Origin of the sequence: Paracoccus sp. pheM1 (assembly GCF_018499825.1) — a bacterium.
GTDB classification, from domain to species: domain Bacteria; phylum Pseudomonadota; class Alphaproteobacteria; order Rhodobacterales; family Rhodobacteraceae; genus Paracoccus; species Paracoccus versutus.
In genome coordinates this window covers 1,777,519-1,800,904 of the sequence record NZ_JAGXCX010000002.1, presented here as the reverse complement: position 1 = coordinate 1,800,904, position 23,386 = coordinate 1,777,519, and the positions used below count along the sequence as shown (strand labels likewise).

At 69.2% G+C, this 23,386-nt stretch carries 23 protein-coding genes, 1 tRNA gene and 1 pseudogene; 8 read left to right on the top strand and 17 right to left on the bottom strand.

The features are described from left to right. Positions 1 to 106 precede the first annotated feature (106 nt). Positions 107 to 271 (top strand): hypothetical protein, encoded by a 165-nt coding sequence (locus KF941_RS22840; RefSeq protein WP_155987319.1) that lies wholly within the window; start codon positions 107 to 109, stop codon positions 269 to 271. Beyond that, positions 268 to 1,275: a tyrosine-type recombinase/integrase gene (locus KF941_RS22835; RefSeq protein ID WP_214273711.1), complete on the top strand. Its 1,008-nt coding sequence runs from the start codon at positions 268 to 270 to the stop codon at positions 1,273 to 1,275. The genes KF941_RS22840 and KF941_RS22835 overlap by 4 nt, the downstream gene beginning before the upstream one ends. A gap of 49 nt (positions 1,276 to 1,324) precedes the next feature. On the opposite strand, the pseudogene KF941_RS22830 reads toward KF941_RS22835, so the two are convergent. Both KF941_RS22830 and KF941_RS22825 read right to left on the bottom strand, forming a co-directional pair. Further along, positions 1,325 to 1,855: pseudogene (locus KF941_RS22830) on the bottom strand (response regulator); the annotation flags it as partial. A 92-nt stretch (positions 1,856 to 1,947) separates the two neighbouring features. Next, positions 1,948 to 2,223 (bottom strand): DUF1153 domain-containing protein, encoded by a 276-nt coding sequence (locus tag KF941_RS22825; protein ID WP_036754658.1) that lies wholly within the window; start codon positions 2,221 to 2,223, stop codon positions 1,948 to 1,950. Positions 2,224 to 2,386: 163 nt separating this feature from the next. On the opposite strand from KF941_RS22825, the gene mnmA reads away from it, so the two are divergent. Next, positions 2,387 to 3,556: a tRNA 2-thiouridine(34) synthase MnmA gene (gene mnmA, locus KF941_RS22820; RefSeq protein WP_036754660.1), complete on the top strand. Its 1,170-nt coding sequence runs from the start codon at positions 2,387 to 2,389 to the stop codon at positions 3,554 to 3,556. Positions 3,557 to 3,558: 2 nt separating this feature from the next. Here the strand turns inward: mnmA and KF941_RS22815 are convergent, their stop codons facing one another. Beyond that, positions 3,559 to 3,966, bottom strand: a complete 408-nt coding sequence (locus tag KF941_RS22815; RefSeq protein ID WP_036754663.1) for a SufE family protein — start codon at positions 3,964 to 3,966, stop codon at positions 3,559 to 3,561. Between the two features lie 128 nt (positions 3,967 to 4,094). Between KF941_RS22815 and KF941_RS22810 the strand changes: the two genes are divergently transcribed. After that, the gene (locus KF941_RS22810; RefSeq protein ID WP_072463548.1) at positions 4,095 to 4,610 is read left to right on the top strand and encodes a hypothetical protein; all 516 of its coding nucleotides are present in this window, start codon (positions 4,095 to 4,097) and stop codon (positions 4,608 to 4,610) included. 303 nt (positions 4,611 to 4,913) lie between these two features. On the opposite strand, the gene KF941_RS22805 is transcribed toward KF941_RS22810, so the two are convergent. The 6 genes from KF941_RS22805 to KF941_RS22780 form a co-directional block, all read right to left on the bottom strand. Then, positions 4,914 to 5,459 carry a GNAT family N-acetyltransferase gene (locus tag KF941_RS22805; RefSeq protein ID WP_036754676.1) on the bottom strand — a complete coding sequence of 182 codons (546 nt, stop codon included), beginning with the start codon at positions 5,457 to 5,459 and terminating at the stop codon, positions 4,914 to 4,916. A gap of 85 nt (positions 5,460 to 5,544) precedes the next feature. Then, a complete protein-coding gene (gene rpmA / locus KF941_RS22800) occupies positions 5,545 to 5,841 on the bottom strand; it encodes a 50S ribosomal protein L27 (RefSeq protein ID WP_214274586.1) in 297 nt (98 codons plus the stop codon). 19 nt (positions 5,842 to 5,860) lie between these two features. Beyond that, positions 5,861 to 6,283, bottom strand: coding sequence for a 50S ribosomal protein L21 (gene rplU, locus KF941_RS22795; RefSeq protein WP_036754682.1), 423 nt, complete (start codon positions 6,281 to 6,283; stop codon positions 5,861 to 5,863). Positions 6,284 to 6,474: 191 nt separating this feature from the next. Continuing rightward, positions 6,475 to 7,536 (bottom strand): CaiB/BaiF CoA-transferase family protein, encoded by a 1,062-nt coding sequence (locus KF941_RS22790; protein ID WP_214273709.1) that lies wholly within the window; start codon positions 7,534 to 7,536, stop codon positions 6,475 to 6,477. 18 nt (positions 7,537 to 7,554) lie between these two features. Next, positions 7,555 to 7,630, bottom strand: a tRNA-Val gene (locus KF941_RS22785). 48 nt (positions 7,631 to 7,678) lie between these two features. After that, positions 7,679 to 8,545: an NAD(P)-dependent oxidoreductase gene (locus tag KF941_RS22780; RefSeq protein ID WP_214273708.1), complete on the bottom strand. Its 867-nt coding sequence runs from the start codon at positions 8,543 to 8,545 to the stop codon at positions 7,679 to 7,681. A 129-nt stretch (positions 8,546 to 8,674) separates the two neighbouring features. Here KF941_RS22780 and KF941_RS22775 point away from each other — a divergent pair, with 129 nt between their 5' ends. Beyond that, positions 8,675 to 11,131, top strand: a complete 2,457-nt coding sequence (locus tag KF941_RS22775; protein WP_116220782.1) for a penicillin acylase family protein — start codon at positions 8,675 to 8,677, stop codon at positions 11,129 to 11,131. Positions 11,132 to 11,194: 63 nt separating this feature from the next. Next, the gene (locus tag KF941_RS22770; protein ID WP_036754696.1) at positions 11,195 to 12,142 is read left to right on the top strand and encodes a nucleoside hydrolase; all 948 of its coding nucleotides are present in this window, start codon (positions 11,195 to 11,197) and stop codon (positions 12,140 to 12,142) included. Between the two features lie 30 nt (positions 12,143 to 12,172). Here the strand turns inward: KF941_RS22770 and KF941_RS28165 are convergent, their stop codons facing one another. From KF941_RS28165 to pyrH, 8 genes are all read right to left on the bottom strand, one after another. Then, positions 12,173 to 13,141 carry an OmpH family outer membrane protein gene (locus KF941_RS28165; protein ID WP_240540430.1) on the bottom strand — a complete coding sequence of 323 codons (969 nt, stop codon included), beginning with the start codon at positions 13,139 to 13,141 and terminating at the stop codon, positions 12,173 to 12,175. Next, positions 13,141 to 15,474, bottom strand: a complete 2,334-nt coding sequence (gene bamA, locus KF941_RS22760) for an outer membrane protein assembly factor BamA (RefSeq protein WP_114535477.1) — start codon at positions 15,472 to 15,474, stop codon at positions 13,141 to 13,143. Before bamA ends, KF941_RS28165 begins: the two co-directional genes overlap by 1 nt. 103 nt (positions 15,475 to 15,577) lie before the next feature. Continuing rightward, the gene (gene rseP / locus KF941_RS22755) at positions 15,578 to 16,903 is read right to left on the bottom strand and encodes an RIP metalloprotease RseP (RefSeq protein ID WP_072462789.1); all 1,326 of its coding nucleotides are present in this window, start codon (positions 16,901 to 16,903) and stop codon (positions 15,578 to 15,580) included. Next, positions 16,900 to 18,072: a 1-deoxy-D-xylulose-5-phosphate reductoisomerase gene (dxr, locus tag KF941_RS22750; RefSeq protein WP_036754701.1), complete on the bottom strand. Its 1,173-nt coding sequence runs from the start codon at positions 18,070 to 18,072 to the stop codon at positions 16,900 to 16,902. Before dxr ends, rseP begins: the two co-directional genes overlap by 4 nt. Before the next feature lie 4 nt (positions 18,073 to 18,076). Next, complete coding sequence (locus KF941_RS22745) at positions 18,077 to 18,931, bottom strand: phosphatidate cytidylyltransferase (protein ID WP_214274585.1); 855 nt, start codon at positions 18,929 to 18,931, stop codon at positions 18,077 to 18,079. After that, on the bottom strand, positions 18,928 to 19,662 hold the full coding sequence (gene uppS, locus KF941_RS22740) for a polyprenyl diphosphate synthase (RefSeq protein ID WP_036754704.1): 735 nt from the start codon (positions 19,660 to 19,662) through the stop codon (positions 18,928 to 18,930). The genes KF941_RS22745 and uppS overlap by 4 nt, the downstream gene beginning before the upstream one ends. 3 nt (positions 19,663 to 19,665) lie before the next feature. Further along, positions 19,666 to 20,229, bottom strand: a complete 564-nt coding sequence (frr, locus tag KF941_RS22735; protein WP_072462785.1) for a ribosome recycling factor — start codon at positions 20,227 to 20,229, stop codon at positions 19,666 to 19,668. 80 nt (positions 20,230 to 20,309) lie between these two features. Next, positions 20,310 to 21,044 (bottom strand): UMP kinase, encoded by a 735-nt coding sequence (pyrH, locus tag KF941_RS22730; RefSeq protein WP_024844453.1) that lies wholly within the window; start codon positions 21,042 to 21,044, stop codon positions 20,310 to 20,312. Positions 21,045 to 21,129: 85 nt separating this feature from the next. Here pyrH and miaA point away from each other — a divergent pair, with 85 nt between their 5' ends. Together miaA and KF941_RS22720 are read left to right on the top strand one after the other, a co-directional pair. After that, positions 21,130 to 22,020 carry a tRNA (adenosine(37)-N6)-dimethylallyltransferase MiaA gene (gene miaA, locus KF941_RS22725; protein WP_214274584.1) on the top strand — a complete coding sequence of 297 codons (891 nt, stop codon included), beginning with the start codon at positions 21,130 to 21,132 and terminating at the stop codon, positions 22,018 to 22,020. Between the two features lie 186 nt (positions 22,021 to 22,206). Further along, positions 22,207 to 23,277 (top strand): AraC family transcriptional regulator, encoded by a 1,071-nt coding sequence (locus KF941_RS22720; protein WP_214274583.1) that lies wholly within the window; start codon positions 22,207 to 22,209, stop codon positions 23,275 to 23,277. Positions 23,278 to 23,386 lie beyond the last annotated feature (109 nt).

The following is a 23,386-nucleotide window of genomic DNA, read 5'->3' as shown; positions in this document are numbered from 1 at the left end:
AAACCGAGCCGCGCTTGAGGCAGCCGGGCTGAAACCGTGGTCAGAGGCCGAGGCAGACGAGCGGCTATGGCGTGAGCCGGTCAGCCCCGCACAGAGGGAGGCGTAGATGGGGAGGCCGGAAACCACGCTCAAGCGCATGCTGATCGCCAGCAAGGAAGCCGGCTATATCGTGGCCGGCGCCAAGGCCGAGGGCGACAAGATCGAACTGATATTCGAGACGCCGAAGGATGCTCTGCCCGCCGACCTGATCAATTGGAGCCGCAAGAAGTGAAGCGCTCTTTGCCGGCATATGTCTATGCAAAGGGGAAGCGTGGCTATCTCTACTTCTGCCGTTGGGGCAATACCCAGCGGATGTATACTGCCCCTGGAACGGCAGAGTTTGCCGCGGAATATGCCCTGCTGATGCGCGGCCGGCCGCCTGCTCCGAGGCGCACGATCAAGGGCCTGATCCAGAAATACATGGAATCCGAACGCTGGCCCGCTCTCGCTCAAAACACCAAGAAGTCCTATCGTCGGCATTTCGGCTACCTGGAAGAGGTTGCGGGTCACGTCGATCCGGCTACGCTGCGCACCGCCCATATCTACGAGATGCGGGACGCGCTGCGAGACACGCCGACCGATGCCAACCGAAAGATCGGCACCCTATCCACGCTGCTGGCGCATGGCGTCCGAATCGGCTGGCTGGACCGCAACCCGGCCGAGGGGGTCGAAAAGCTCAAGGGCCTGCGCCCACCGCGCGAGCCGTGGCCGGAGGCGAAGATAAAGGCGTTCAGAGAGGCAGCCGCCCCGCTGCCCTTGCTCATCTTCGAGATGCTGCTGGGGACCGGCCAGCGAATCGGGGATGTGCTGAAAATGCGCTGGGATGATATTGAGGACGGCGGGATCTGGGTTCGGCAGCAAAAGACCGGGGCGGGCATCTTCGTGCCCTTCACCGATGGGCTGGCCGCTATCCTCGAACAGACGCCACGACAGGGCGAGACAATCATAGCGCAGCCAAACGGCCGGCCGTGCAGCTACTCGTTCGCCCACAAGCTGGTGACGGAGGTGCGGGTCAAGATCGACGCCATGGCTTGGGACATACATGCTCTGCGCCATTCCGCCGCCGCCGAAATTGCCAGCCTGCCGGGCATGAGCATCGAGCATGTGATGGCAATCACGGGCCATTCGAGCGAGCAAATGGCGCGCCACTACAGCCGGAAAGCCGACATGCGCGCGAAGGCCAGAGAGGCCCAGAACGCACGGCGAACGAAGCGCGAATCGGGAAATGCAGTCTGAAACGGCATATTCGGACTATGAAAAATCAACACGTTACGGTAAAATAAAAGTGGTTCAGGAACATCTCCTTGGTCAGCGTCGTGCCCTTGCGCAGGCTCAGAAGCTCCAGGATCTGGTATTCCTTGCCGGTCAGGTTGACCGCGCGCCCGCCCACCTCGACCGAGCGCGCGTCCAGGTTCACCACCATCTCGCCGGTGCGGATCACCGACTGGCTATGGCCCTTGGAACGGCGGATGATCGCCTGGATGCGGGCGACCAGCTCCTCGCGGTTGAAGGGCTTGGTCATGTAGTCGTCGGCACCGAAGCCAAAGCCGCGCAGCTTGCTTTCGGTGTCGTCCGAGCCGGTCAGGATCAGGATCGGCGTGTCGATGCGGGACATGCGGATCTGGCGCAGGACTTCCATGCCGTGCATGTCCGGCAGGTCCAGGTCCAGCAGGATCAGGTCGTAGTCATAGAGCTTGGCAAGGTCGATGCCCTCCTCGCCCATGTCGGTGCGATAAACATTATAACTCGCGTTCGTCAGCATCAGCTCGATGCTGCGCGCCGTGGTCGGATCATCCTCGACCAGAAGGATTCGCATGTCATTTCCCCTTGCTAACCAGGCTACTGGCAAAACCTCTCAGCAAAAGGTTAATATCACGTTACCGGCTTATTTATCAAATTTGTCTCAACTTACGGTTGCCGAAATTTCTGCAGATGCGTGATTTTCAGCGCATTGCGGCCATGCTGGCGAAAGGCGCTGGCCCAGGCGTCGAACTCTTCCTCGGTCAGGCCATAGCGGCGAATCGCCTCGTCCCGCGACAAGAGGCCGTAATGCACCGCATCGACCACCGCCGCCTTGCGGCTGGCCACCCAGCGGGTCTGCGGCTGGGGCAGATCGGCCTGGGTCAGGATGCTGCCATCGGGCAGGATCACGGTGCGCAGACCGGGAGTTTTCTTCAAAAACATCGGCAAGTCCCTGTTCTCTCTGCCTCCTTGTGTCGCAAACTTCTTAAGCCCCGGTGAAGTGGCGCAGGGTTTTTCCAGGCCCGGCCCTTGAGAATTGCCGGTTTTTACCTATAAATGTCATGAACTGCGGGCCAGAGCAGCGCGCCCGCGCAAAGGACGATCCATGACAGCGCCAAGCCCCTCTCTGCGCCATGACGCGCCAGATTCGACCGTGAATTCGCTGGGCTTTGCCAAGCCGCCGGCGCAGACGCGCGTGGTCGTGGCCATGTCGGGCGGCGTGGACAGCTCGGTCGTGGCCGCGATGCTGGCCGCGCAGGGCTATGACGTGATCGGCGTGACCCTGCAGCTTTACGACCACGGTGCGGCGCTGGCGAAAAAGGGCGCCTGCTGCGCCGGGCAGGACATCCACGACGCCCGCCGCGTGGCCGAGCGCATCGGTTTTCCGCATTACGTGCTGGATTACGAGAACAGGTTCCGCGAATCGGTGATCGAGGAATTCGCCGATGCCTACCTGGCCGGTGCGACGCCGGTGCCCTGCATCCGCTGCAACGAGCGGGTGAAGTTCCGCGACCTGCTGGAGACCGCGCGCGAGCTTGATGCCGATTGCATGGCGACCGGGCATTACATCCGCCGCTTCGACGGCCCGCGCGGGGCCGAGCTGCACATGGCGGCCGACCCGGCCCGCGACCAGAGCTATTTCCTGTTCTCGACCACGCAGGAGCAGCTGGATTTCCTGCGCTTCCCGCTGGGGGGGCTGGCCAGCAAGGCCGAGACGCGGGCGCTGGCGGCGCAATACGGGCTTTCGGTCGCCGACAAGCCCGACAGCCAGGACATCTGCTTCGTGCCCGATGGCGACTATGCCGGCGTGATCGAAAAGCTGCGCCCCGGCGCCGCCGATCCGGGCGAGATCGTGGACATGGACGGCAACATCCTGGGCACGCATCGCGGCGTGATCCATTACACCATCGGCCAGCGCCGCGGCCTGGGCATCGGCGGCCTGGGCGATCCGCTTTACGTGGTGCGGCTGGAGCCCGAGACGCGGCGCGTCGTCGTCGGCCCCAAGCAGGCGCTGGCGACCCGGATCGTGCCGGTGACCGAGGTGAACTGGCTGGGCGACGAGCCCTTCGCCGGCGAGATCCCGATCACCGCCCGCATCCGCTCGACCCGGCCGCCGCGGCCGGCCATCCTGCGCGCGACCGGCGAGCGGCGCGCCGAGATCGAACTGCTGGCCCCGGAAGAAGGCGTCAGCCCCGGCCAGGCCTGCGTCTTTTACGCGACCGAAGGGACGCGCGTGCTGGGCGGCGGCTGGATCTCGCACCGCCGCGGCGGCTGAGTTCAGGCCGCCGCAGCCAGCAGGCGGATGCGCTCGACCATGGCGCGCAGCCCGTTCGAGCGCTGCGCCGAAAGATGCTCCTCCAGCCCCAGCCGTCCAAGCTCGGCGCTGGCGTCGATCGCCGCCACCTCGCCGACCGGCACGCCGGAATAAAGCGCATGCAGGATGGCGATCAGCCCGCGCACGATCAGCGCATCGCTGTCGCCCTGGAAGTCGAAGCGGCCAGCCTCGATCCGGGGCATGATCCAGACCTGGCTGGCGCAACCCTCGACCTTGGTGGCGGGCACCTGCAACGAGGCATCCATCGGCGCCATCGCCTTGCCCAGTTCGATGACATGGCGGTAGCGCTCCTCCCAATCCTCCAGGAAATCGAAGGTCTCGGCGATTTCTTCAAAGGCGGGCGTGGCCATCGGGGCATCCTCTCGCATCGGGCGGCACTGGCATAGCGCGACGGGGCGGCAAGGTCAAAGAGGCTTTCGCGCCCGCCCGACTTGGCCTATCACTGCGCCAAAGACTTGGGAAAACGGGGGCAGCCTTCATGCGGTCGGGAACCTTGGGCATTCTTGCCTGTGCGATGCTGGTGCTGGGCGGTTGCGGCCGCATGGGGGACAGCAGCCTGAACCCGTTCCGCTGGTTCGGCGGCGGCAGCGGCGCACCCCGCCAGCAGACGCTGGAGCCCGAAGGCGGCTATCCGACCGCGATCGAGGACGGCCGCCTGCCGCTGGCGCAGATCACCAGCGCGAAATGGGAGCCGCTCTACGAAGGGCGGATGCTGGTCGTGACCGGGCTTGCCGCCAGCAAGGGCTGGTGGGATGTGGCGCTGGTCACCGAGGTGCCGATGCCCAGGGGACGCATCCGCCCCGATCAGGACGGCGTGCTGCGCCTGCGGCTGGTGGGCAAGCCGCCCCTGCCCGACACCTTCGCCGCCGCCAACCCGCCGCAGCCTGCCAGCGATACGGTGACGGTGGCGCTGACGCTTCCCAACGCCGCCTTGGCGGACCTGCGCGAGGTGGTGATCGCCGGCGCCGGCAACGCCATCACGCTGCGCCGCTGACGCCGGGCCCAGGCCCGGTTCGGCAGCGCGAAAGGCTGCAGGCAAACCGCGACCGGCACGGTTGCGCCATGGGTATTTGAGGAACGGAGAAGAACCTGGCGCCGCCCTCGTCTTCTTCGTTCCTCAAATACCCATGGCGCGACATTGCCGCATCGCCTCATCCGCCATCTGATCGCCAGGCCGGAGTAGCGGGGACGAGGCGCAGGCCATGAGCCGAATGCAGGCAGGGCGGCCGCCGTGGCAGGAAAAAGGCCCGCATGACGCATGCGGGCCTTTTCGCGGAATGCCGGCGGGTGCGGCCGGTCAGGCCATCTTGCGCAGATAGGTCCAGGTCGGCACGCGGGCGGCGCGCGCCACGGACCAGCTTTCCGCATCGCCGAGATATTCGAAGCCGCAATTGGTCAGCACCCGCGCCGAGCCGGGATTGTCCTGGAACGCCTCGGCAAACAGCGTGCGCGAGCCGTGCGGATTGGCCTCGACCAGGGCCGAGACCGCCTCGGTCGCGAAGCCGGTGTTCCAGAACCCGGCCCCGATCCAGAAGCCGAGTTCGGACTGTTCCTTGTCGATCCGCGTCAGCGAGACCACGCCCAGCACCTCGGCCAGCTTGTTGGCCGAGCCGTCGATGGCCCAGACGTCCTCGTCCCGGTCAGCCGCCATGGCCCGGCGGACATAGGCTTCGGAGGCGCCGGGCGGCAAGGGATGCGGGATCGAACGGGTTCCCTCGGCCACGCGCCGATCGGCGGTGTAATGCGCGATGAGCCCGGCATCCGATGCCCGCAGCGGGCGCAGGACGAAGCGCTCGGTCACGATCTCGATCTGCCGCGCATCCGAGGAAATCAATTCGTTCATGTCACTATTCTCCCCCAATTACTCGCAATCATATGGGTGCGGCCCCTGAAAACGCGAAGGGGACCGGCCCTGCCGATCCCCCTATTTAGCACCCGAGTGTTGAAATCGGCTTACTCGGCGGCCTCGAGATTGGCGGAAGCACGGAAATATAGGTGCGGCCCTTGAGGCCCTTCTTGAAGGCCACGTGGCCGTCGGTTAGGGCGAACAGGGTGTGGTCGCGGCCCATGCCGACGTTCTGGCCCGGCCACCAGGTGGTGCCGCGCTGACGCACGATGATGTTGCCGGCGACGGCCTGCTGGCCGCCGAAGAGTTTCACGCCGAGACGACGACCGGCCGAGTCGCGGCCGTTGCGGGACGAACCGCCTGCTTTCTTATGTGCCATGGCTCAGTCTCCTTCTGCCTCAGTTGGCGTCTTCGGCCGAAACTTCGGCTTCCGACTTCTTGGCTTTTGCCGGCTTGGCGGCCGGCTCGAGTTTGGTGCGCGCGCCGACGGCGGCTTTCACATCGGTCTTGTCGCCGCCTTTTTCAAGCAGCTCGGTGATGCGGACCAGCGTCAGCTGCTGGCGGTGGCCGCGGGTGCGCTGCGACGAATGCTTGCGGCGGCGCTTGACATAGGTGATGACCTTGTCGGCCTTGATGGTGTCGATCACCTCGGCCTGCACGGCGGCGCCGGCAACCAGCGGCGCGCCCACGGTCGCGCCGATCATCAGCACGTCGTTGAATTGGACCTTGTCGCCGGCTTCGGCGTTCAGTTTTTCGACGCGCAGCACGTCACCGGCCTGAACCCGGTATTGCTTGCCGCCCGTCTTGAGAACTGCGAACATTCCGTCTTTCCTTGCTCTGCCGCATCCTTCGGCCCCTGCCTTGCAGGTGTTGCCGGGGCCAGGCCCCGCCTTCGGACAGCGCACCCATTGTCTCGGGTGAGGTTCAAAATATGATGCCGGCAACGGACATGCGCCCGGCCGGTCGCGGGTATATCGCGGATTCGGCCGGGCAAGTCAACCGAAATGGCGGCTCAGCGCCACAGATCGCGCGCCTCCTCCACCGCAAGCCGCCGCCCCTCGCGCGGCGCGCCCAGACCGGCCGACATGAGCGGCGCCGGGCGCGGATCGGTGCCGCTATAGGCGCCGCGGGCGCGGTTGTGCGGGTGGCGCGGCGCCTCGTCCAATGACAGCACCGGGGCCGCGCAGGCATCGGTCCCCTCCAGCGCGGCCGCCCAGTCGTCGCGGCTGCGGGTGGCGATGCGCGCGGCCAGGATCGCGCGCAGCGCGGCCCAGTTCGCCGGGTCGGCGCGGTCGGGCAGGTCGGCCTCGGACAGGCCCAGTCGCCGGACCAGTTCCGCCCAGAACTGCGGCTCGATGGCGGCGATGGCCAGGAAGCCGCCGCAGGCGCAGGGATAGCAGCTGTAATAGGGCGCGCCCCCGTCCAGCAGATTGGCCTGCCGCTGGTCCCGCCACAGCCCGTTGGCGCGCAGCCCCGAGATCATCGCCATCAGATGCGCCACCCCGTCGGTGATCGCGGCATCGACCACCTGGCCCCGGCCGGTCTCGCGCGCAGCAAGGATCGCCGCCAGCATGCCCGAGACCAGATACATCGAGCCGGCGGCGAAATCGCCGACCAGGTTCAGCGGCGGCACCGGATGATCCGCGGGACCGATGGCGGAAAGCGCGCCGGTGATCGCCAGATAGGTCAGGTCGTGGCCGGCGGAATGGGCCAGCGGGCCGGTCTGGCCCCAGCCGGTCATGCGGCCATAGACCAGGCGCGGGTTTTCCGCGAAATCCTCGGGGCCGAGGCCCAGCCGCTCCATCACGCCGGGGCGCATGCCCTCGATCAGCGCATCGGCGCGCAGGATCAGGTCGCGGGCGATCCCGCGGCCCTCGGGCAATTTCAGGTCCAGTTCCAGCCAATCGCGGCCGCGGTCGAGCACGTCGCGGTCGAGCGGAAAGATCTGCGGCGCGCCGGGCCGGGCGATGCGCACCACCTGCGCGCCGTGGTCGGCAAGCCACATGGCGGCGAATGGCGTGGGGCCGATCCCGGCGATCTCGACGATGCGCAGGCTGGACAGGGCGCCGGTCATTCGCGGCCTCCGGGGGACTGGTGGGCGGTGAGGGACTCGAACCCCCGACATTCTCGGTGTAAACGAGACGCTCTACCAACTGAGCTAACCGCCCCCGTGCCGGCTGATAGCGCGATCCCGGCGTCCTTGGCAAGCACGGGCGTCACCGGCGCAGCCGCGCGATCAGCGACGAGGTGTCCCAGCGCCCGCCGCCCATGGCCTGCACCTCCTTGTAGAACTGGTCGACCAGCGCCGTCACCGGCAGGCTTGCCCCGGTCTCGTCGGCGGTGGCCAGGCAGATGCCCAGATCCTTGCGCATCCAGTCCACCGCAAAGCCGAAGTCGAAGCGGTTCTCGGCCATGGTCTGGTGGCGGTTCGCCATCTGCCAGCTGCCGGCGGCGCCCTGGCTGATCACCTCGACGACCTCGGGGATCGACAGCCCCGCCTTTTCGGCGAAATGCAGCGATTCCGACAGGCCCTGCACCAGCCCGGCAATGGCGATCTGGTTGCACATCTTGGTCAGCTGCCCCGCGCCCGAGGGGCCCATGAGCTTGCAGATCTTGGCATAGGCGGCGATCACCGGCTCGGCGCGGTCGTAATCGGCCTGCGCGCCGCCGCACATCACCGAAAGCTGGCCGCCCTCGGCCCCCGCCTGCCCGCCCGAGACCGGCGCATCGACGAAGCCCAGCCCGGCCTCGGCAGCGACCGCGGACAGCTCGCGCGTGACCGCGGCCGAGACCGTGGTGTGATCGACGAAGACCGCGCCCCGGCCCATGCCGGCAAAGGCGCCCGCCTCGCCCAGGCAGACCTGGCGCAGGTCGTCGTCATTGCCGACGCAGGCCATGACGAAGTCGGCGCCCCCGGCCGCCTCGCGTGCGGTGGCGGCCAGGCGGCCCTTGTGGCGCGCGGCCCAGGCCTCGGCCTTGGCGGGGCTGCGGTTCCAGACCGTCACCTCATGCCCGGCCGCGGCCAGGTGGCCCGCCATCGGAAAGCCCATCACCCCAAGTCCCAGAAATGCCACCCGCGCCATCAGATTCTCCCTTTCGTGTCGAAAAGGCGCGTTGATCCGGCCCGCGCCCTGCCCTATTCACCCCGATGAATTTCATCACCCGGCGCGGGGGTCAACCTCTCGTGCCCAAGCTCGGGACCGTGCCTTTTCATGGTGACACTTTTCCGCTGGCTTGTGCGCCTGACGGTCGGGCTGATCCTGCTGACCCTGGCGCTGGTGACGCTGGCCTGGTATTTCGCCATCCGCTCCTTGCCCGACTACGACGGCAGCTATGCGGTCCAGGGCATCTCGGCCCCGGTCGAGATCGTGCGCACGACCGAGGACGTGCCGCATATCTTCGGTCAAAGCGACCGCGACGTGTTCTTCGCGCTCGGGCTTGCCCATGCCCAGGACCGGCTGTTCCAGATGACCGTGCTGCGCCGTGCGGCCCAGGGCCGGCTGGCCGAGATCTATGGCATGGGCGCGCTGCCCGCCGACGACCTGGCGCGCCGGCTGGGGCTTTACCGCAATGCCCGCGCCTCGCTCGAGGCCCAGGACCCCGAGGTGCTGGACGCGCTGCAAGCCTATGCCGCGGGCATCAACGCCTGGATCGAGCAGGTCAACCTGGGCGCGCGCGGGCGCGGGGCGCCGGAGTTCTTCCTTTATCCCGACGACATCGCCTATTGGGAACCGGCGGATTCGCTGGCGATCCTGAAGCTGCTGGCGGCCTCGTCCAGCGTGCAGCTGCGCCGCGAGGTGCTGCGCGCGCGGCTGTCTCTGGCCGCTCCCGAACGCGGGCAGGATCTGGTCGCCATGCCGGGCGAGCCGCCGCTGCCCGGCTATGCCGCGCTTTTTCCGGGCGCCCGCTTTGCCGCCCCGGAACGCGGCGCCGGGCCGCGGGACTGGACGGCGACGCTGGCCGGCTATCTGGCGCCGGCGGCGGGGGCCTCGGCCAACGGCTTTGCCGCCGCGGCCGGCCGCACGGCGGCGGGAGGGGCGCTGCTGGCCAATGACCCGCAATTCGCCCTGACCGCGCCGGGCCTGTGGTATCTGGCACGGATCGAGCTTGGCTCGGGCGGGGTGATCGGCGGCACCATCCCCGGCATTCCCGCGGTGCTGTCGGGTCGCAATACCGGCCTGGCCTGGGGCATCACCCCGGCCTGGATCGACGACCAGGACCTGTATATCGAGGAGGTCCAGCCCGGCGATCCCAACCGCTATCGCGGCGCACAGGGCTGGACCGAGTTCGCGACCCGGCGCGAGACCCTGCGCATCCGCGGCGCCGAGCCGCAGACCATCACCCTGCGCGAGACCGAGAACGGCCCGGTCATCCCCGCCGCGCATCTGGACCTTGCCAGCATCCTGCCGGCCGGCCATGTCGCGGCGCTGTCCTGGACCGGCGGCCATGGCGAGGACCGCAGCATGTCGGCGCTGATCGGCCTGATGCGGGCGCAGGACCGCCAGGCGGCGACCCAGGCGCTGCGCGGCATGGTCGCCCCGGCCCTGACGGTGACGCTGGCCGATGCGCGGGGCGTGGGCCAGGTGCTGGCCGGCGCCCTGCCGCAGCGCCCCGCCGGGCACCAGACGGCGGGACGCATGCCCGCGCCGGGCTGGGTCGTGCAGAATCGCTGGCAGGGGCTCGACCCCGCACCGTCCGAGCTGGCCGAGCTGAGCCCCGAAAGCGGCATCGTCGCCGCGACCGGCGCGGCCGAGCCGGGCTGGGCCGGGCTGGGCCACGACCGGGCCGACGGCTACCGGCTGGGCCGGCTGCGCCACCTGATCGAATCGCGCGAGGTGCATTCGCGCGACAGCTTCATCGCCGCGCAGACCGACATCGTCAGCCCGGTGGCCCGCGGCCTGCTGCCGCTGGTCGGAGCAGAGCTGTGGTTCACCGGCGAACCCGCGGCCCAGGGCACGCCCGAGCGGCTGCGCCAGGATGCGCTGGCGCTGCTGGCCAATTGGGACGGCGCGATGAGCGAGCATCTGCCCGAGCCGCTGATCTATGCCGCCTGGATGCGGGCCTTGCAGGACCGGCTGGTGCGCGACGACCTCGGCCCGCTGGCGCAGGACCTGACCGAGCTGTTCCCCGTTTTCATCGACCGGGTGTTTCGCGACGCCGGCGGCGCCTCGGAATGGTGCGACATCCGCCAGTCCGCCCCTGTCGAGACCTGCACCCAGATCGCCCGGCAGGCGCTGGACGCGGCGCTGCTGGACCTGGTGGCGCGCTTTGGCCCCGACCTTGCCAGCTGGCGCTGGGGCGACCTGCACCGCGCCCGCCATGTCCACCCGGCGCTGGGGGACATGCGCGGCATCTCCTATATCGTGAACCTGATCCAGCCGACCTCGGGCGGCGAGGCGACGATCGCCCATGCCGGCTTCCTGGGCCGGGGCCGCAATCCCTGGCTGAACGTGACCGGGGCCGCCTATCGCGGCGTCTATGACCTGGCCGACCCCGACAGCTCGGTCTTCGTCATCTCGACCGGGCAATCGGGCCATCCCTTCTCGCGCCATTACGACGACATGGCCGAGCTTTGGCGGCGCGGCGAATACGTGGTCATGTCGCTGGACCCGGCGCTGGCGCGGGCGGCGGCGGCGGGCATCACCCACCTGCAACCGGCCGGCGACTAGGGGGCTTGCATCCCGCGCCCGGCCGGGCTTCCCTGCGGGCCGGGACGCAGCGAAGGACAGCCCATGGCGCGCAAGATCATCATCGACACCGACCCCGGCCAGGACGATGCCGTGGCGATCCTGCTGGCCCTGGCCAGCCCCGAGATCGAGGTGCTGGGCCTCGGCGTGGTCGCCGGCAACGTGCCGCTGCACCATACCCAGCGCAATGCCCGGATGGTCTGCGAACTGGCCGGCCGACCCGACCTGCCGGTCCATGCCGGCTGCGACGCGCCGCTGCACCGCAAGCTGATCACGGCCGAGCATGTGCATGGCAAGACCGGGCTCGACGGCGTCACCCTGCCCGAGCCGACCATGCCGCTCGCCCCCGGCCATGCCGTCGATTTCCTGATCGAGACCCTGCGCCGCGAAAAGCCGGGCAGCGTGACGCTGGTGCCGATCGGCCCCCTGACCAATATCGCCACCGCCTTCCTGCGCGCGCCCGACATCATCCCGCGGGTGCAGGAAATCGTGCTGATGGGCGGCGCCTATTTCGAGGTGGGCAACATCACCCCGACCGCCGAGTTCAACATCCATGTCGATCCCGAGGCGGCCAAGATCGTCTTTGCCAGCGGCGCACCGCTGACGGTGATGCCGCTCGACGTGACGCATCGCGCCCTGACCAGCCGCGCCTGGGTCGAGGGCATGCGCGCCATGGGCCGCGTCGGCCAGGCCGTCGCCAGCTGGACCGATTTCTTCGAACGCTACGACCGCGAGAAATACGGCAGCCAGGGCGCGCCGCTGCACGACCCCTGCACCATCGCCTGGCTGCTGAAGCCCGAACTGTTCACCGGCCGCTATATCAATGTCGAGATCGAGACCCAGGGCGAATACACCCTGGGCATGACCGTCGCCGACTGGTGGCGGGTCAGCGGCCGGACGCCCAACGCCACCTTCATCCGCGAGGTCGAGGCCGATGCCTTCTTCGCGCTGCTGACGGAACGGATCGGCGATCTGGACCGCAGGGTCGGATAGCAGCCACACCTGCCGCGGGCGGGTGGGGGTTTATTCCTCCGCCCCGCCGGGCCTGGGGTCGGGTGCCGCGGGGGGCTCGGAGGCCGCATCGTCCCGCGCCGCATCGTCTCCCGGCACCGACAGATCCTGTCCCGAGCCATCCTGCGCCGCATCGTTCCCCGTCTGCACCGGCGCATCCGCCTTGGGCGGGTCGGCCAGCGGGCCCGCGCCGTCCCCCGGCTGGGGGTCGGGTTCGGGTGCCGCCGGGGATTCGGGGGCCGCATCATCCCGCACCGCATCGTCCCCCGGCGCTCGCGCGTCCTGCCCGTCCTGTCCCGAGCCATCCTGCGGCGCGCCGTTCCCCCTCTGCTCCGGCGCATCCGCCTTGGGTGGGTCGGCCAGCGGGCCCGCGCCGATCTCGCGGTCGATGCGCTCGATCAGCACCTCGGTGACGTCGATGGATTGAGAGGCGACGAAGATCGCGCGCTGGTCCAGCACCACCACCGCGCCCCGCTCGCGCATCACCGCCGCCAGGACCGGCAGCACGGCGCGGAAGAAGGCCTGGCGCTCTTCCTCGGCCTCGGCCTGCAAGGCGCGGGGGGCGGCGTCGCGGGCGCGGCGCACCTCGACCACGCGCTTGTCGAACTCGTCGGCCCGCTTGCGGAACTCGTCGGGCGGCAGGGTCTGGCGCAGCGCCGTCAGCTCCTGCTCCTCGGCGGCGAACTGCTCGACCAGCCGCTCGTTCTCGGCCGCGATCTCGCTTCCGCGCCGCTCCAGCTCGGCCTGCACGCGCTGGCCCCAGCGCGAATGCAGATACAGCGCATCCTGGTCCAGCGTCAGGACCGGCAGCACCGCCTGGCCGTTCGGGGGCGGCGTCTCGACCACGATGGGCGCCGCCTCGGGCGTGGGCGTCCCGGCCTGCCCGGAAGGCTGCTCGGGCACGGGCTGGGCGGGCGCGCGCTCAGGCACCGCCAGCAGCGCGGCCAGGACCAGCGCCGCGATGCCGCGTCCCCCGGCCATCAGAACCGGGTCGAGATCGTCAGGTCGAAGGACTGCTCTTCGTCGTAATCCTCTTTCTTGAGGGCCTTGGCGAAGTTGAAGCGCAGCGGCCCGATCGGCGTGGTCCAGAAGATCGAGGCGCCCACCGCGGCGCGAACCTTCATGCCGTCGTCGACCTCGACCCCGTTGGTGCCGCTGGTCCGGTCCAGCCCCCAGACCGAGCCGGCATCGGCGAAAAGCCCGCCGGTGATGCCGTATTCCTCGGGCAGGCCCAGAGGGAATTGCAGCTCGGTGCGCAGCGCCCAGAAATAATTGCCGCCAAGCGCATCCTCGTTCGGCGCCGCCAGGTCACGCGGACCCAGGCCGTTCGGCTCGAAGCCGCGGATCTTGCCGTTGCCGGTAAAGCGGTTGAGGAAACGGCTGTCCTCGTCGTCCAGCATATGCACGGCGCCGGTCTCGAACTCGGCCAGCATGGTCACGTTCTCGCGCCAGGCGCGGCTTTCGACGCCGGCGTAAAGCGTGCTGGTGACGGATTTCACGTCGCCGCCCAGGCCGGCGAAATCCTGGCCGGCGCGCAGCCGGTAGCTGGTCACCGGGTCCAGCCCGGCGATGCGGCTGTCATAGCTGTAGGTATAGCCAAGCGCCGAGGTGAAATAGCCACCCTGCTCGTCATAAAGGATCTGCGACGAACCGACGAAGTTGCCTTCGGAATCCTCATGAGGCTCTTCGACGTCGAACAGCGTATCCTTGCTGAGCTTGTAGCGCAGTTCCAGCCGGCCGTTCTCGGAAACCGGGAATTCGATTCCGGTCAAGAAACCCACGGTGCGGGTGTTGTAGTCGGAATTCAGCCGGTCGGTTGTGTTGTACCAGGCCTGCACCCGCGCCCGCAGGTCGCGGCCGAGGAAATAGGGCTCGACGAAGGTCAGGCCCGAGCTTTGCGTATCCGTGCCGGTCGAAAAGGCCAGGTCCACCTGTTGCCCGCGGCCCAGGAAGTTCTTTTCCGACAGCGAGATGTTGAAGCCGACGCCGGTCGAGACGCCATAGCTGACGCCGAAGTTCAGGCTGCCGGTCGGCTGCTCCTCGACGTTCACGTCGACGATCACCTGCTCGGGCGTCGAGCCCTGGCGGCTTTCGGCCTGCACGTCGGCGAAATAACCCAGCGCGCGCAGGCGCTCGGCCGAGTTGCGGATCTCGCGCGGGTTGAAGGGGTCGCCCTCGACGGTGGCGAACTGGCGCCGGATCACCTCGTCCAGGGTGGTGGTGTTGCCTTCGATGTCGATGCGCTCGACGAAGACGCGCGGGCCGCGGGTCAGGGCAAAGGTCAGGTCCAGGGTCTGGCTGCGCTCGTTGCGGGTGACGCGCGGCTCGATATTGACGAAGTCCAGCCCCTTGCGCAGCGCCAGCGCCTCCATCCGGCGGATGGTGGTGTCGATGTCGGTCGGGTTGTAGACCGCGCCGCGCTTGACCCGGTTCTGGGCGGCGAATTCCGCCGCATCGACGCCGGGGATCTCGCTGACGGTGTTGATGGTACCGAAGGTATAGCGCGGGCCTTCGTGGATCTGGAAGGTGATGTAGAAGGCGTCGCGTTCCCGCGCCAGTTCCGGCGCCACCGCCTGCACGCGGAAATCGGCATAGCCGCGCGAGCGGTAGAAATCGGTCAGCAGCTTTTCGTCCAGCGGCACCCGCTCGGGGGCGAAGGTGTCGCGGCGGATGAAGGTGCGCAGGATGCCGGCCTGCTTGGTTTGCAGCACGTTGCGCAGCCGGCGGTCGGAAAAGGCGCGGTTGCCGACGAAGCCGATGCGCTCGATCTCGGTCACGTCGCCTTCGCGGATCTCGAAGACCAGGTCGACCTGGTTGCTGCCGCGGCGGATGATGCGCGGATCGACGCGGGCGGCCAGGCGCCCCTGCGAGGCATAGACCTGGCTGATCGCGGCGGCATCGGCCTCGGCCTGGGCGGGCGAATAGACCCGGCGCGACTGCGACTTGACGATCTCGGCCAGGTTCTCGTCCTTGAGCCGCTTGTTGCCTTCGAAGGCGACGGTGTTGATGGTGGGATATTCCGCCACCCTGACCACCAGCGTCCCGCCCGAGGGCACCAGTTCGACCGTCTCGAACAGCCCGGAATTCTGCAGCCGCTGCATGGCGTCGTTCAGCGCCCCGGCCGAGACGTCCTGGCCGCGCGGCAGGTCCAGGTAGGAGAGGATCGTGGCCGGCTCGATGCGCTGGTTGCCTTCGATCCGCACGTTGCTGAAGACAAGGGCCGAGGCGGGGGTCGCCACCATCGCGACCGGCGCGGCCACCGCCAGCGCTGAGATCAGCGCCAGCGCGCCCTTGCCGAGTTTCCTGTCCGTCATCGCCGCCCCTCGCGAATAATGCATTGCCCGGCGGGTTTGCCCCGCCATATTTGCCCCGATGGATACCGCGAAGCGGGCCATGCTGTCAAAAGCCTAGCGCCGCTCAGGGGCAGAAAAGATCGTTGGTGAGGCCCAGAACCATCAGCGACAGAACCGCCGCCAGCCCCAGCGCCGACAGGATGTCCATCACCCGGTCCGAGGGGCGCCGCCCCGCCACGGCCTCGTAGAGATAGAACATCAGGTGCCCGCCATCCAGCACCGGCACCGGCAACAGGTTCAGGAAACCGATGGCCGCCGACAGCACCGCGATCCACCAGATGAAGTTGCTGCCCCCCGCCGAAGCCGCCTGCCCCGTGGTCTCGGCGATCGAGATCGCGCCGCCCAGGTTGCAGCTGCCGATCTGGCCGGTGATCATCGCCCAGAGCCCCGAGACGGAGGAGGCGATGATGTCCCAGGTGCGCGCGGCGCCGATCCCCAGCGCCTCGGCGGCGCCGGCGGGCCGGGTCGCCGGCTCGAAATAGGTGCCGCCGCCGGTCACGCCGATCAGCCAGCGCCGGGTATAGCCGTCGTCGGTGGGCAGATCCTGCTCGCGCGCGGCCAGGGTATAGTCGGCCTCGCCCTCGCCCTCGCGCCAGACCTTCAGCAGCACCGGCCGGCCCTCGGCCTTGGCCACATGCTCGCGCAGCTCGTCGAAGCGCGAGACGGGGGCGCCGTCCATGGCCAGGATCACGTCGCCCGGCTTCAGCCCCGCCGTGGCCGCCGGGCTGCGCGGCGCAATGCCGATGACCAGCGGCGGCATCGGATGCGGGCCGGGCACGGTGATCCGCGCGCCGTCGCGCAGCACGGTCCAGTCGTGGCTGGCCCGCGCGGGCAGGTCGGCCGCGGCCGTGCCGAGGTCGCGCCAGCTTTCGACCGGCCGGCCGTCCAGCGCCAGGACGCGGTCGCCGGTCTGCAGCTGCATCTCGATGCCGGGCGGCGTCGGGTGCAGCCGGCCTACCTCGACCTCCTCGACCGGCAGTCCTTGCCAGATCGCCATGCCGGCAAAGACCAGGATCGACAGCGCGAAGTTGAAGACCGGACCCGCCGCCACGGTGGCGAAGCGCGCCCAGAGCGGCGCGCCGGTCAGGCTTTGGCGCGCACGGGCCGGCTCGACCGGCACCGAGCCGGCGCTGGCCGCATCCGCATCGCCCAGGAAGCGCACATAGCCGCCCAGCGGGACTGCCGCCACCTGCCACAGCGTGCCATGCCGGTCGCGGCGCGAGACCAGCCGCGGCCCGAAGCCCAGCGAAAAGCACTCGGCCTTGATGCCGCAAAGCCGGCCGACGATGTAATGGCCATATTCATGCACGGTGACGATGACCGACAGCGCGACGACAAAGGCCGCCGCGGTCCAGAGGAATCCGCCCATCGCGTCCAGAACCAGGCTCATGCCGCCCCCTGCCATTGCGCCGCCGCACGCCGGGCGAAGCCGTCCCAATGCAGCACCTCGGCAAGGTCGCGCGGGCTTTGCCCGAAACCCGCCTCGCGCGCGGCCAGCGCCAGCGCATGCTCGACCGCCGGGGCCATGTCGGTAAAGCGGATGCGCCCGGCGATGAAATCGTCCAGCGCCTGTTCCTTGGCGGCGTTCAGCACCGCGCCGGCGGCGCCGCCCGCCTCGATCGCCTCGCGCGCCAGGCGCAGGGCGGGCCAGCGCGCCTCGTCCGGCTGGGCAAAGGTCAGGCTGCCAAGCGCCGCCAGGTCCAGCGCCGGCACCGGCAGCGGCGCGCGCGCCGGCCAGTTCAGCGCATAGCCGATGGCATGGCGCATGTCCGGCGCCCCCAGATGCGCGATGCTGCCACCGTCGCGATGCGTGACCATGGCATGGATGATCGACTGCGGATGCACCAGCACCCGCAACCGCTCGACGCCAAGGCCAAAGAACTCATGCGCCTCGATGACTTCCAGCGCCTTGTTGAACATGCTGGCGCTGTCGATGGTGATGCGCTGGCCCATGTCCCAGTTCGGATGCCGGCTGGCCTCGGCCACGCTTGCCTGCGCCAGCCGCTCCAGCGGCCAGTCGCGGAAGGCGCCGCCCGAGGCGGTGATGGTCACATGCTCGACGCTTTCGAGGTCTTCGCCCTGAAGCGCCTGGAATATAGCGGAATGTTCGGAATCGACCGGCAGGATGCGGGCGCCGGTCTCGCGGGCGCGGGACATGACCAGCGGCCCGGCGGCGACCAGGGTTTCCTTGTTGGCAAGCGCCAGCGTGCCGCCGCGGTTCAGCACCTCCAGCCCCGGCGGCAGGCCGGCGGCGCCGACGATGGCGGAAAGCGTCCAGTCGGCGGGACGCGCGGCGGCCTCGGCCACGGCCCGCGGCCCCGCGGCGGCCTCGATGCCGCTGCCGGCCAGCGCCGCGCGCAGCTCGGCCAGGCATTGCGGCCAGGCGGTGACGGCGATCTCGGCCCGCAGCGCGCGGGCCATCTGGGCCAGGCGCGCGACATTGGCGCCGCCGGTCAGGGCAATGGTGCGGAACCGCTCGGGCCCGCCGGCTCGCATCACCAGATCGAACGCGCTTTCGCCGACCGACCCGGTCGCGCCCAGCACCGATATGCTGCGCATGCTCTCAGCCTCCGATCACGGGTAAAAGATTGCCGATCAACAACACAAGCGCCACCAGCAGCGCCCCGGCCATGGCGTCGAACCGATCCATCGCCCCGCCGTGGCCGGGGATCAGGTCGGAACTGTCCTTGACCCCGACCCGGCGCTTGAGCCAGCTTTCCGCGATGTCGCCGAACTGCCCGGCCAGCGCCAGCAGCGGGCCCAGCACCAGCACCGGCCAGGGCGCCTGCCCGGCCAGCAGCAGGACCAGCGCCAGAACCAGCGCGCCCACCCAGCCGGCGATGGTGCCGCTCCAGGTCTTCTTGGGGCTGATGGCGGGCCAGAAGCGCGGACCGCCAAAGCGGCGGCCGATGAAATAGCCCAGCACGTCCGACAGCACCACGGTGCCGACGATCCAGGCCAGCGTCGGCAGGCCCATCACCTCGCGGATCACCACCAGCGCATAGCCCGCGCCCAGGATCGCCAGGGTGAACAGCAGATAGGCCGGGCGTTCGTGTTCATGCGTGCCGTGCCAGCCGGCGATCATCGGCACCAGCGCCAGCGCCATCGGCCAGTCGCCCGGCAGCACCAGCATGGCCAGCATCACCAGCCCCGACAGGATGCCGATCAGCACCGGGTGGCGCGGGCTGCGGAACTCGGGGTGGCGCCAGCCGGTCAGCCGCGCCAGTTCCCACATCATCACCCCGATCACGACCGAGACGCCCAGACGGATCCACAGCCCCGAGGACAGCAGGAGCAGCAGCCCCAGCACCGCCAGCACCACGCCCGACAGCAGGCGCGGCCACAGGTCGGCCCATTTGTCGCGCCCGCGCTGCAAGGCGCCGCGCAGCCGGCCCGGCCGTGGCCCGCCCCCGCTCATGCGCCGCCGAAGCGCCGTTCGCGCAGCCCGTAGCGGTCGAGGATCTCGGCCAGATGCTCGGGCGTGAAATCCGGCCAGAGCGTCTTGGTGAACTCATATTCCGAATAGGCCGCCTGGAAGGGCAGGAAATTCGAGGTCCGCGTCTCGCCCGAGGTGCGGATCACCAGGTCCGGGTCGGGATGGCCGGCGGTGTCCAGGCAATCGGCCAGGTCGGCCTCGGTCGGCTCGGCCACCTCGCCCCGCGCGATGCGGCCGGCCAGCCGCGCCGCGGCACGGGTCAGCTCGTCGCGGCCGCCGTAATTGATCGCCACGGTCAGGTTCAGCCGGGTGTTGCCGGCGGTGCGGGTCTCGATCCCGGCCATCAGCCGCTGCAGCTTGGGCTCCAGCCGCTCGCGCCCGCCGATGAAGCGCATGCGCACGCCCTCGGCGGAAAGCCCGTCGGCCTCGCGCTCGATATAGCGGGCGAAGATGCCCATCAGGCCCAGCACCTCCTCGGTCGAGCGCTTCCAGTTCTCGGTCGAGAAGGCATAGACCGTCAGCCAGTTCACCCCCAGGTCGGGGCAGGCGCGCACGATCTGCTTCACGCGCTCGGCGCCGCGCCGATGCCCGACCAGCCGCGGCCAGCCCCGGTTCTTGGCCCAGCGGCCGTTGCCATCCATGATGATGGCGACATGACGGGGCCGCTGGTCCCCTCCGCCGGGCTTGGACAGGCTGGCTGCGATCTCGGCCATGCGTCAGACCTGCATGATTTCGGCTTGCTTGGCCTCGAGCGCCTGGTCCACCGAGGCGATCATCTTGTCGGTCAGTTCCTGCACGGCGCCCTCCCAGAATTTCTGGTCGTCCTCGGACATGCCCGAAGACTTGGCCTTCTTGATCTGGTCCATGCCGTCGCGGCGCACGTTGCGGATGGCGACGCGGGCGTGTTCGGCATATTGCGCGGCGACGCGGGTCAGTTCGCGCCGGCGCTCCTCGTTCAGCTCGGGGATCGGCAGCATGATGATGGTGCCGTTCAGCTGCGGGTTGATGCCCAGGCCCGATTCGCGGATCGCCTTCTCGGCCTTGCCGACCAGCGCCTTGTCCCAGATGTTGATCGTGACCATGCGCGGCTCGGGCACGTTCACCGTGCCGATCTGGTTGATCGGCGTGGGCGAGCCATAGGCGTCGACCATGATCGGCTCGACCATGCTGGCCGAGGCGCGGCCGGTGCGCAGCGAGGCGAATTCATGGCGCAGGGATTCCATCGCGCCCTTCATGCGGCGTTCCAGGTCGTCGGTGTCTATCTCGATCTCGTCGGACATGCTCGGTCATGGCCTCTGTGCTGTGATTTTCGCCGCTTTTAGCCGAGCCGCGCCGGCATGGCAAAGCCTATACGGGTTTTTCAGCCATGCACGCGCGTATATGTGCCGGTGCCGGCCAGAATCCCGCGGAAACCGCCCGGTTCGTCCAGCGAGAAGACGATGATGGGCAGGTCGTTGTCGCGCGCCAGCGCGATGGCCGAGGCATCCATGACCCCCAGGTGCTTTTGCAGCACCTCGTCATAGGTCACGTCGTCATAGCGCCGCGCGTCGGGGAATTTGTTCGGATCCTTGTCATAGACGCCATCGACCTTGGTGCCCTTGAAGATCGCCTCGCAATTCATCTCGTTGGCACGCAGCGTGGCGGCGGTGTCGGTGGTGAAATAGGGGTTGCCGGTGCCGGCGGCGAAGATGCAGACGCGCTTCTTCTCCAGATGCCGGACGGCGCGGCGGCGGATATAGGGCTCGGCCACCTCGTCCATGCGGATGGCCGAGATCACGCGGGTATGGATCTTCAGCGCCTCCAGCGCCGCCTGCATGGCCAGCGCGTTCATCACCGTCGCCAGCATGCCCATGTAGTCGGCGGTCGCCCGCTCCATGCCCTGCGCGCTGCCCTGGAGGCCGCGGAAGATATTGCCGCCACCGATGACCATGCAGATCTCGACGCCCATGTCGTGGACGGATTTGACCTCCTGCGCGATGCGGGCGACGGTCGGCGGGTGCAGGCCATAACCCTGGTCCCCCATCAGCGCCTCGCCCGAAATCTTCAGCATCACGCGCGAATAGCTTCCGCGGGTCTTGGACGCGCTTTCCGACATGGTTCACCTTTTTTGCGGCAGTTTCATTGCCGGGCAAAATGTCGCAAACAGGCCCCATGTTCAACCACTGCCGACCCGACCCGAAATGACCCTGCGTCACCCGATCCTGGCCGGGCTGGACCCGGCGCGCCATGTCCTGATCGCCGGACCCACCGCCAGCGGCAAATCCGCCCTGGCGCTGGAGATTGCCGAGCACCAGGGCGGCACCATCGTCAATGCCGACGCCTTGCAGGTCTGGTCCTGCTGGCGCGTGCTGACCGCCCGGCCCACGGCAGAGGACGAGGCGCGCGCGCCGCATGCGCTTTACGGCCATGTCGCGCCGGGCCGCGACTATTCCGTCGGCGCCTGGCTGGCCGAGGTGGCGGCGCTGCTGGACCGCGGCCGGCTGATCGTGACCGGCGGGACCGGGCTTTACCTGAACGCGCTCAGCCGCGGGCTGGCGGCGATTCCCGCCACCCCGCCGGAAATCCGCGCCTGGGCCGACCAGCTGCTGCGCGAGCCCGGCGGATTGGCGCGCATGGTCGCGGATCTGGACACCCCGACCCGCGCCCGCATCGACCTGAAAAACCCGGTGCGCGTCCAGCGCGCCTGGGAGGTGCTGACCACCACCGGCCGCGGCATCGCCGCCTGGCAGGCCGAGACGCCGCCGCCGCTGATCGACCCCGCCGCCGCGCATCTCTTGGTGCTGGACCCCGACCGCGACTGGCTGGCCGGGCGCATCGACCGCCGCTTCCGGCTGATGCTGGACCAGGGCGCGCTGGACGAGGTGCGCGCCCTGCTGCCGCGTTGGAGCCCCGATGCGCTTTGGGCCAAGGCCATCGGCGCGCCGGAACTGGTCGCGCATCTACGAGGCGAGATCGACCTGGACGAGGCGATCCGGCGCGCGGTCATCGCCACCCGGCAATATGCCAAGGCGCAGCGCAGCTTCTTTCGCGGGCGGCTGGGGGACTGGCCCCGCATCGGCATCGGCCCCTGACCGGCGCGCCCGCGCAAGCAGGAGGGCACGCGGAGGCTCTATCTCAGCATTGATCCCCTGACCGACGCACCGCGCAAGCAGGGCAAGACATATTAATCTTTTAGCAACCCTGGGATGACTATATCCTTCATCGACTCGCGTCATGAGGATAGCCTTTGGTCATGGATTCGCTGAAAGCCGCGGCTGATGGATGAAGCCCGCCACCGCATCGTCCCGCCCGATCCCGTCCTGGCGCGGCTGGCCGCGGCGGGCGTCAATATCGGCACGATCCTCGAACCGGCGGATACCGATCCCCGGCTGCCGGCGCCTGCCGCCCCCGCGGGCCGCCCGTCGGTCCTGTCGCCCACCGTGGTCGGGCTGGCCGATGCGGGCGGGCCCCGGCCCCGTTCCCTGCTGCCGCAGGGCCGGGCGGGCGACGGGCTGCGGCTGATCCCGCTGGCCGGCCTTCACTGGGGCGGGCCGGTGCGAAGCCCGGCTGCGCCGCGCAGCCCGCGGGTCCGCGGCGACCATGTGCTGCTTCGCCCGACCGGCGGCATGGTCGCGATCATGTTCCCGCGCCACCACCATGCGCTGCCGGCCGGCCGCGTCGCCTTCATCCCCGCGGGCACCGCCTTTTCGCTGAAGCCGCCGCCCGAGGTGCGGGGACTGGCGCTGCTGATCCCGCCCGCCCTGTGCCGCGGCCTGGCGCTGCCCGCGCAGATGCGCCACGGCCTGCCGGCGGGCGCGGATGCGGATCTGCTGGATCGGGCCATGGCCGCGCTGGGATCAAGGGCGCCGCGCGACAAGGTGCAGGATGCCGCCACCGCGCGCGAACTGGCGCAGATCGCCACGGTGCTGTCGCGGCTGGACGAGGGGCCCGGCGGGGGCCGATCCGCCCCCTCGCCCGCCAGCCTGGCCGAGGCGCGGGCGCTGTCCGGGCATTTCCTGCAACTGGCGCGGGCCGAGCTGCAATCCGGCCAGACCATCGCCGAACTGGCGCGGCAGCTGGGCTGCTCGCTGGCGCAGCTGGACCGCGCCTGCCGGCTGAGCCGGGGACGCAGCGCGCTGGAGCTGCTCTACGACCTGCGGCTGCAATGCGCGACCGAGGCGCTGCGCGACGGCACCCAGCCGGTGGCCGAGATCGCGGACCGGCTGGGTTACAGCGGGCTTGGCCATTTCATGCGCGCCTTCCTGGCCGCTACCGGCCGCACGCCCCAGGCCTATCGGGCGCTGATGCAAGAAAGCCGCAGCCGCCCCGGCAATCGCCCGGCTGGCTGAACCCCGCGCATTCTGGTGGCGTAAACGCCCCCGCGCGGTTCCTGCATGGGAACCCGGCACGCCAAACCGGCGACGGGAAAACGGCGTCGCGCCCCGTCGGAAAAGGCCG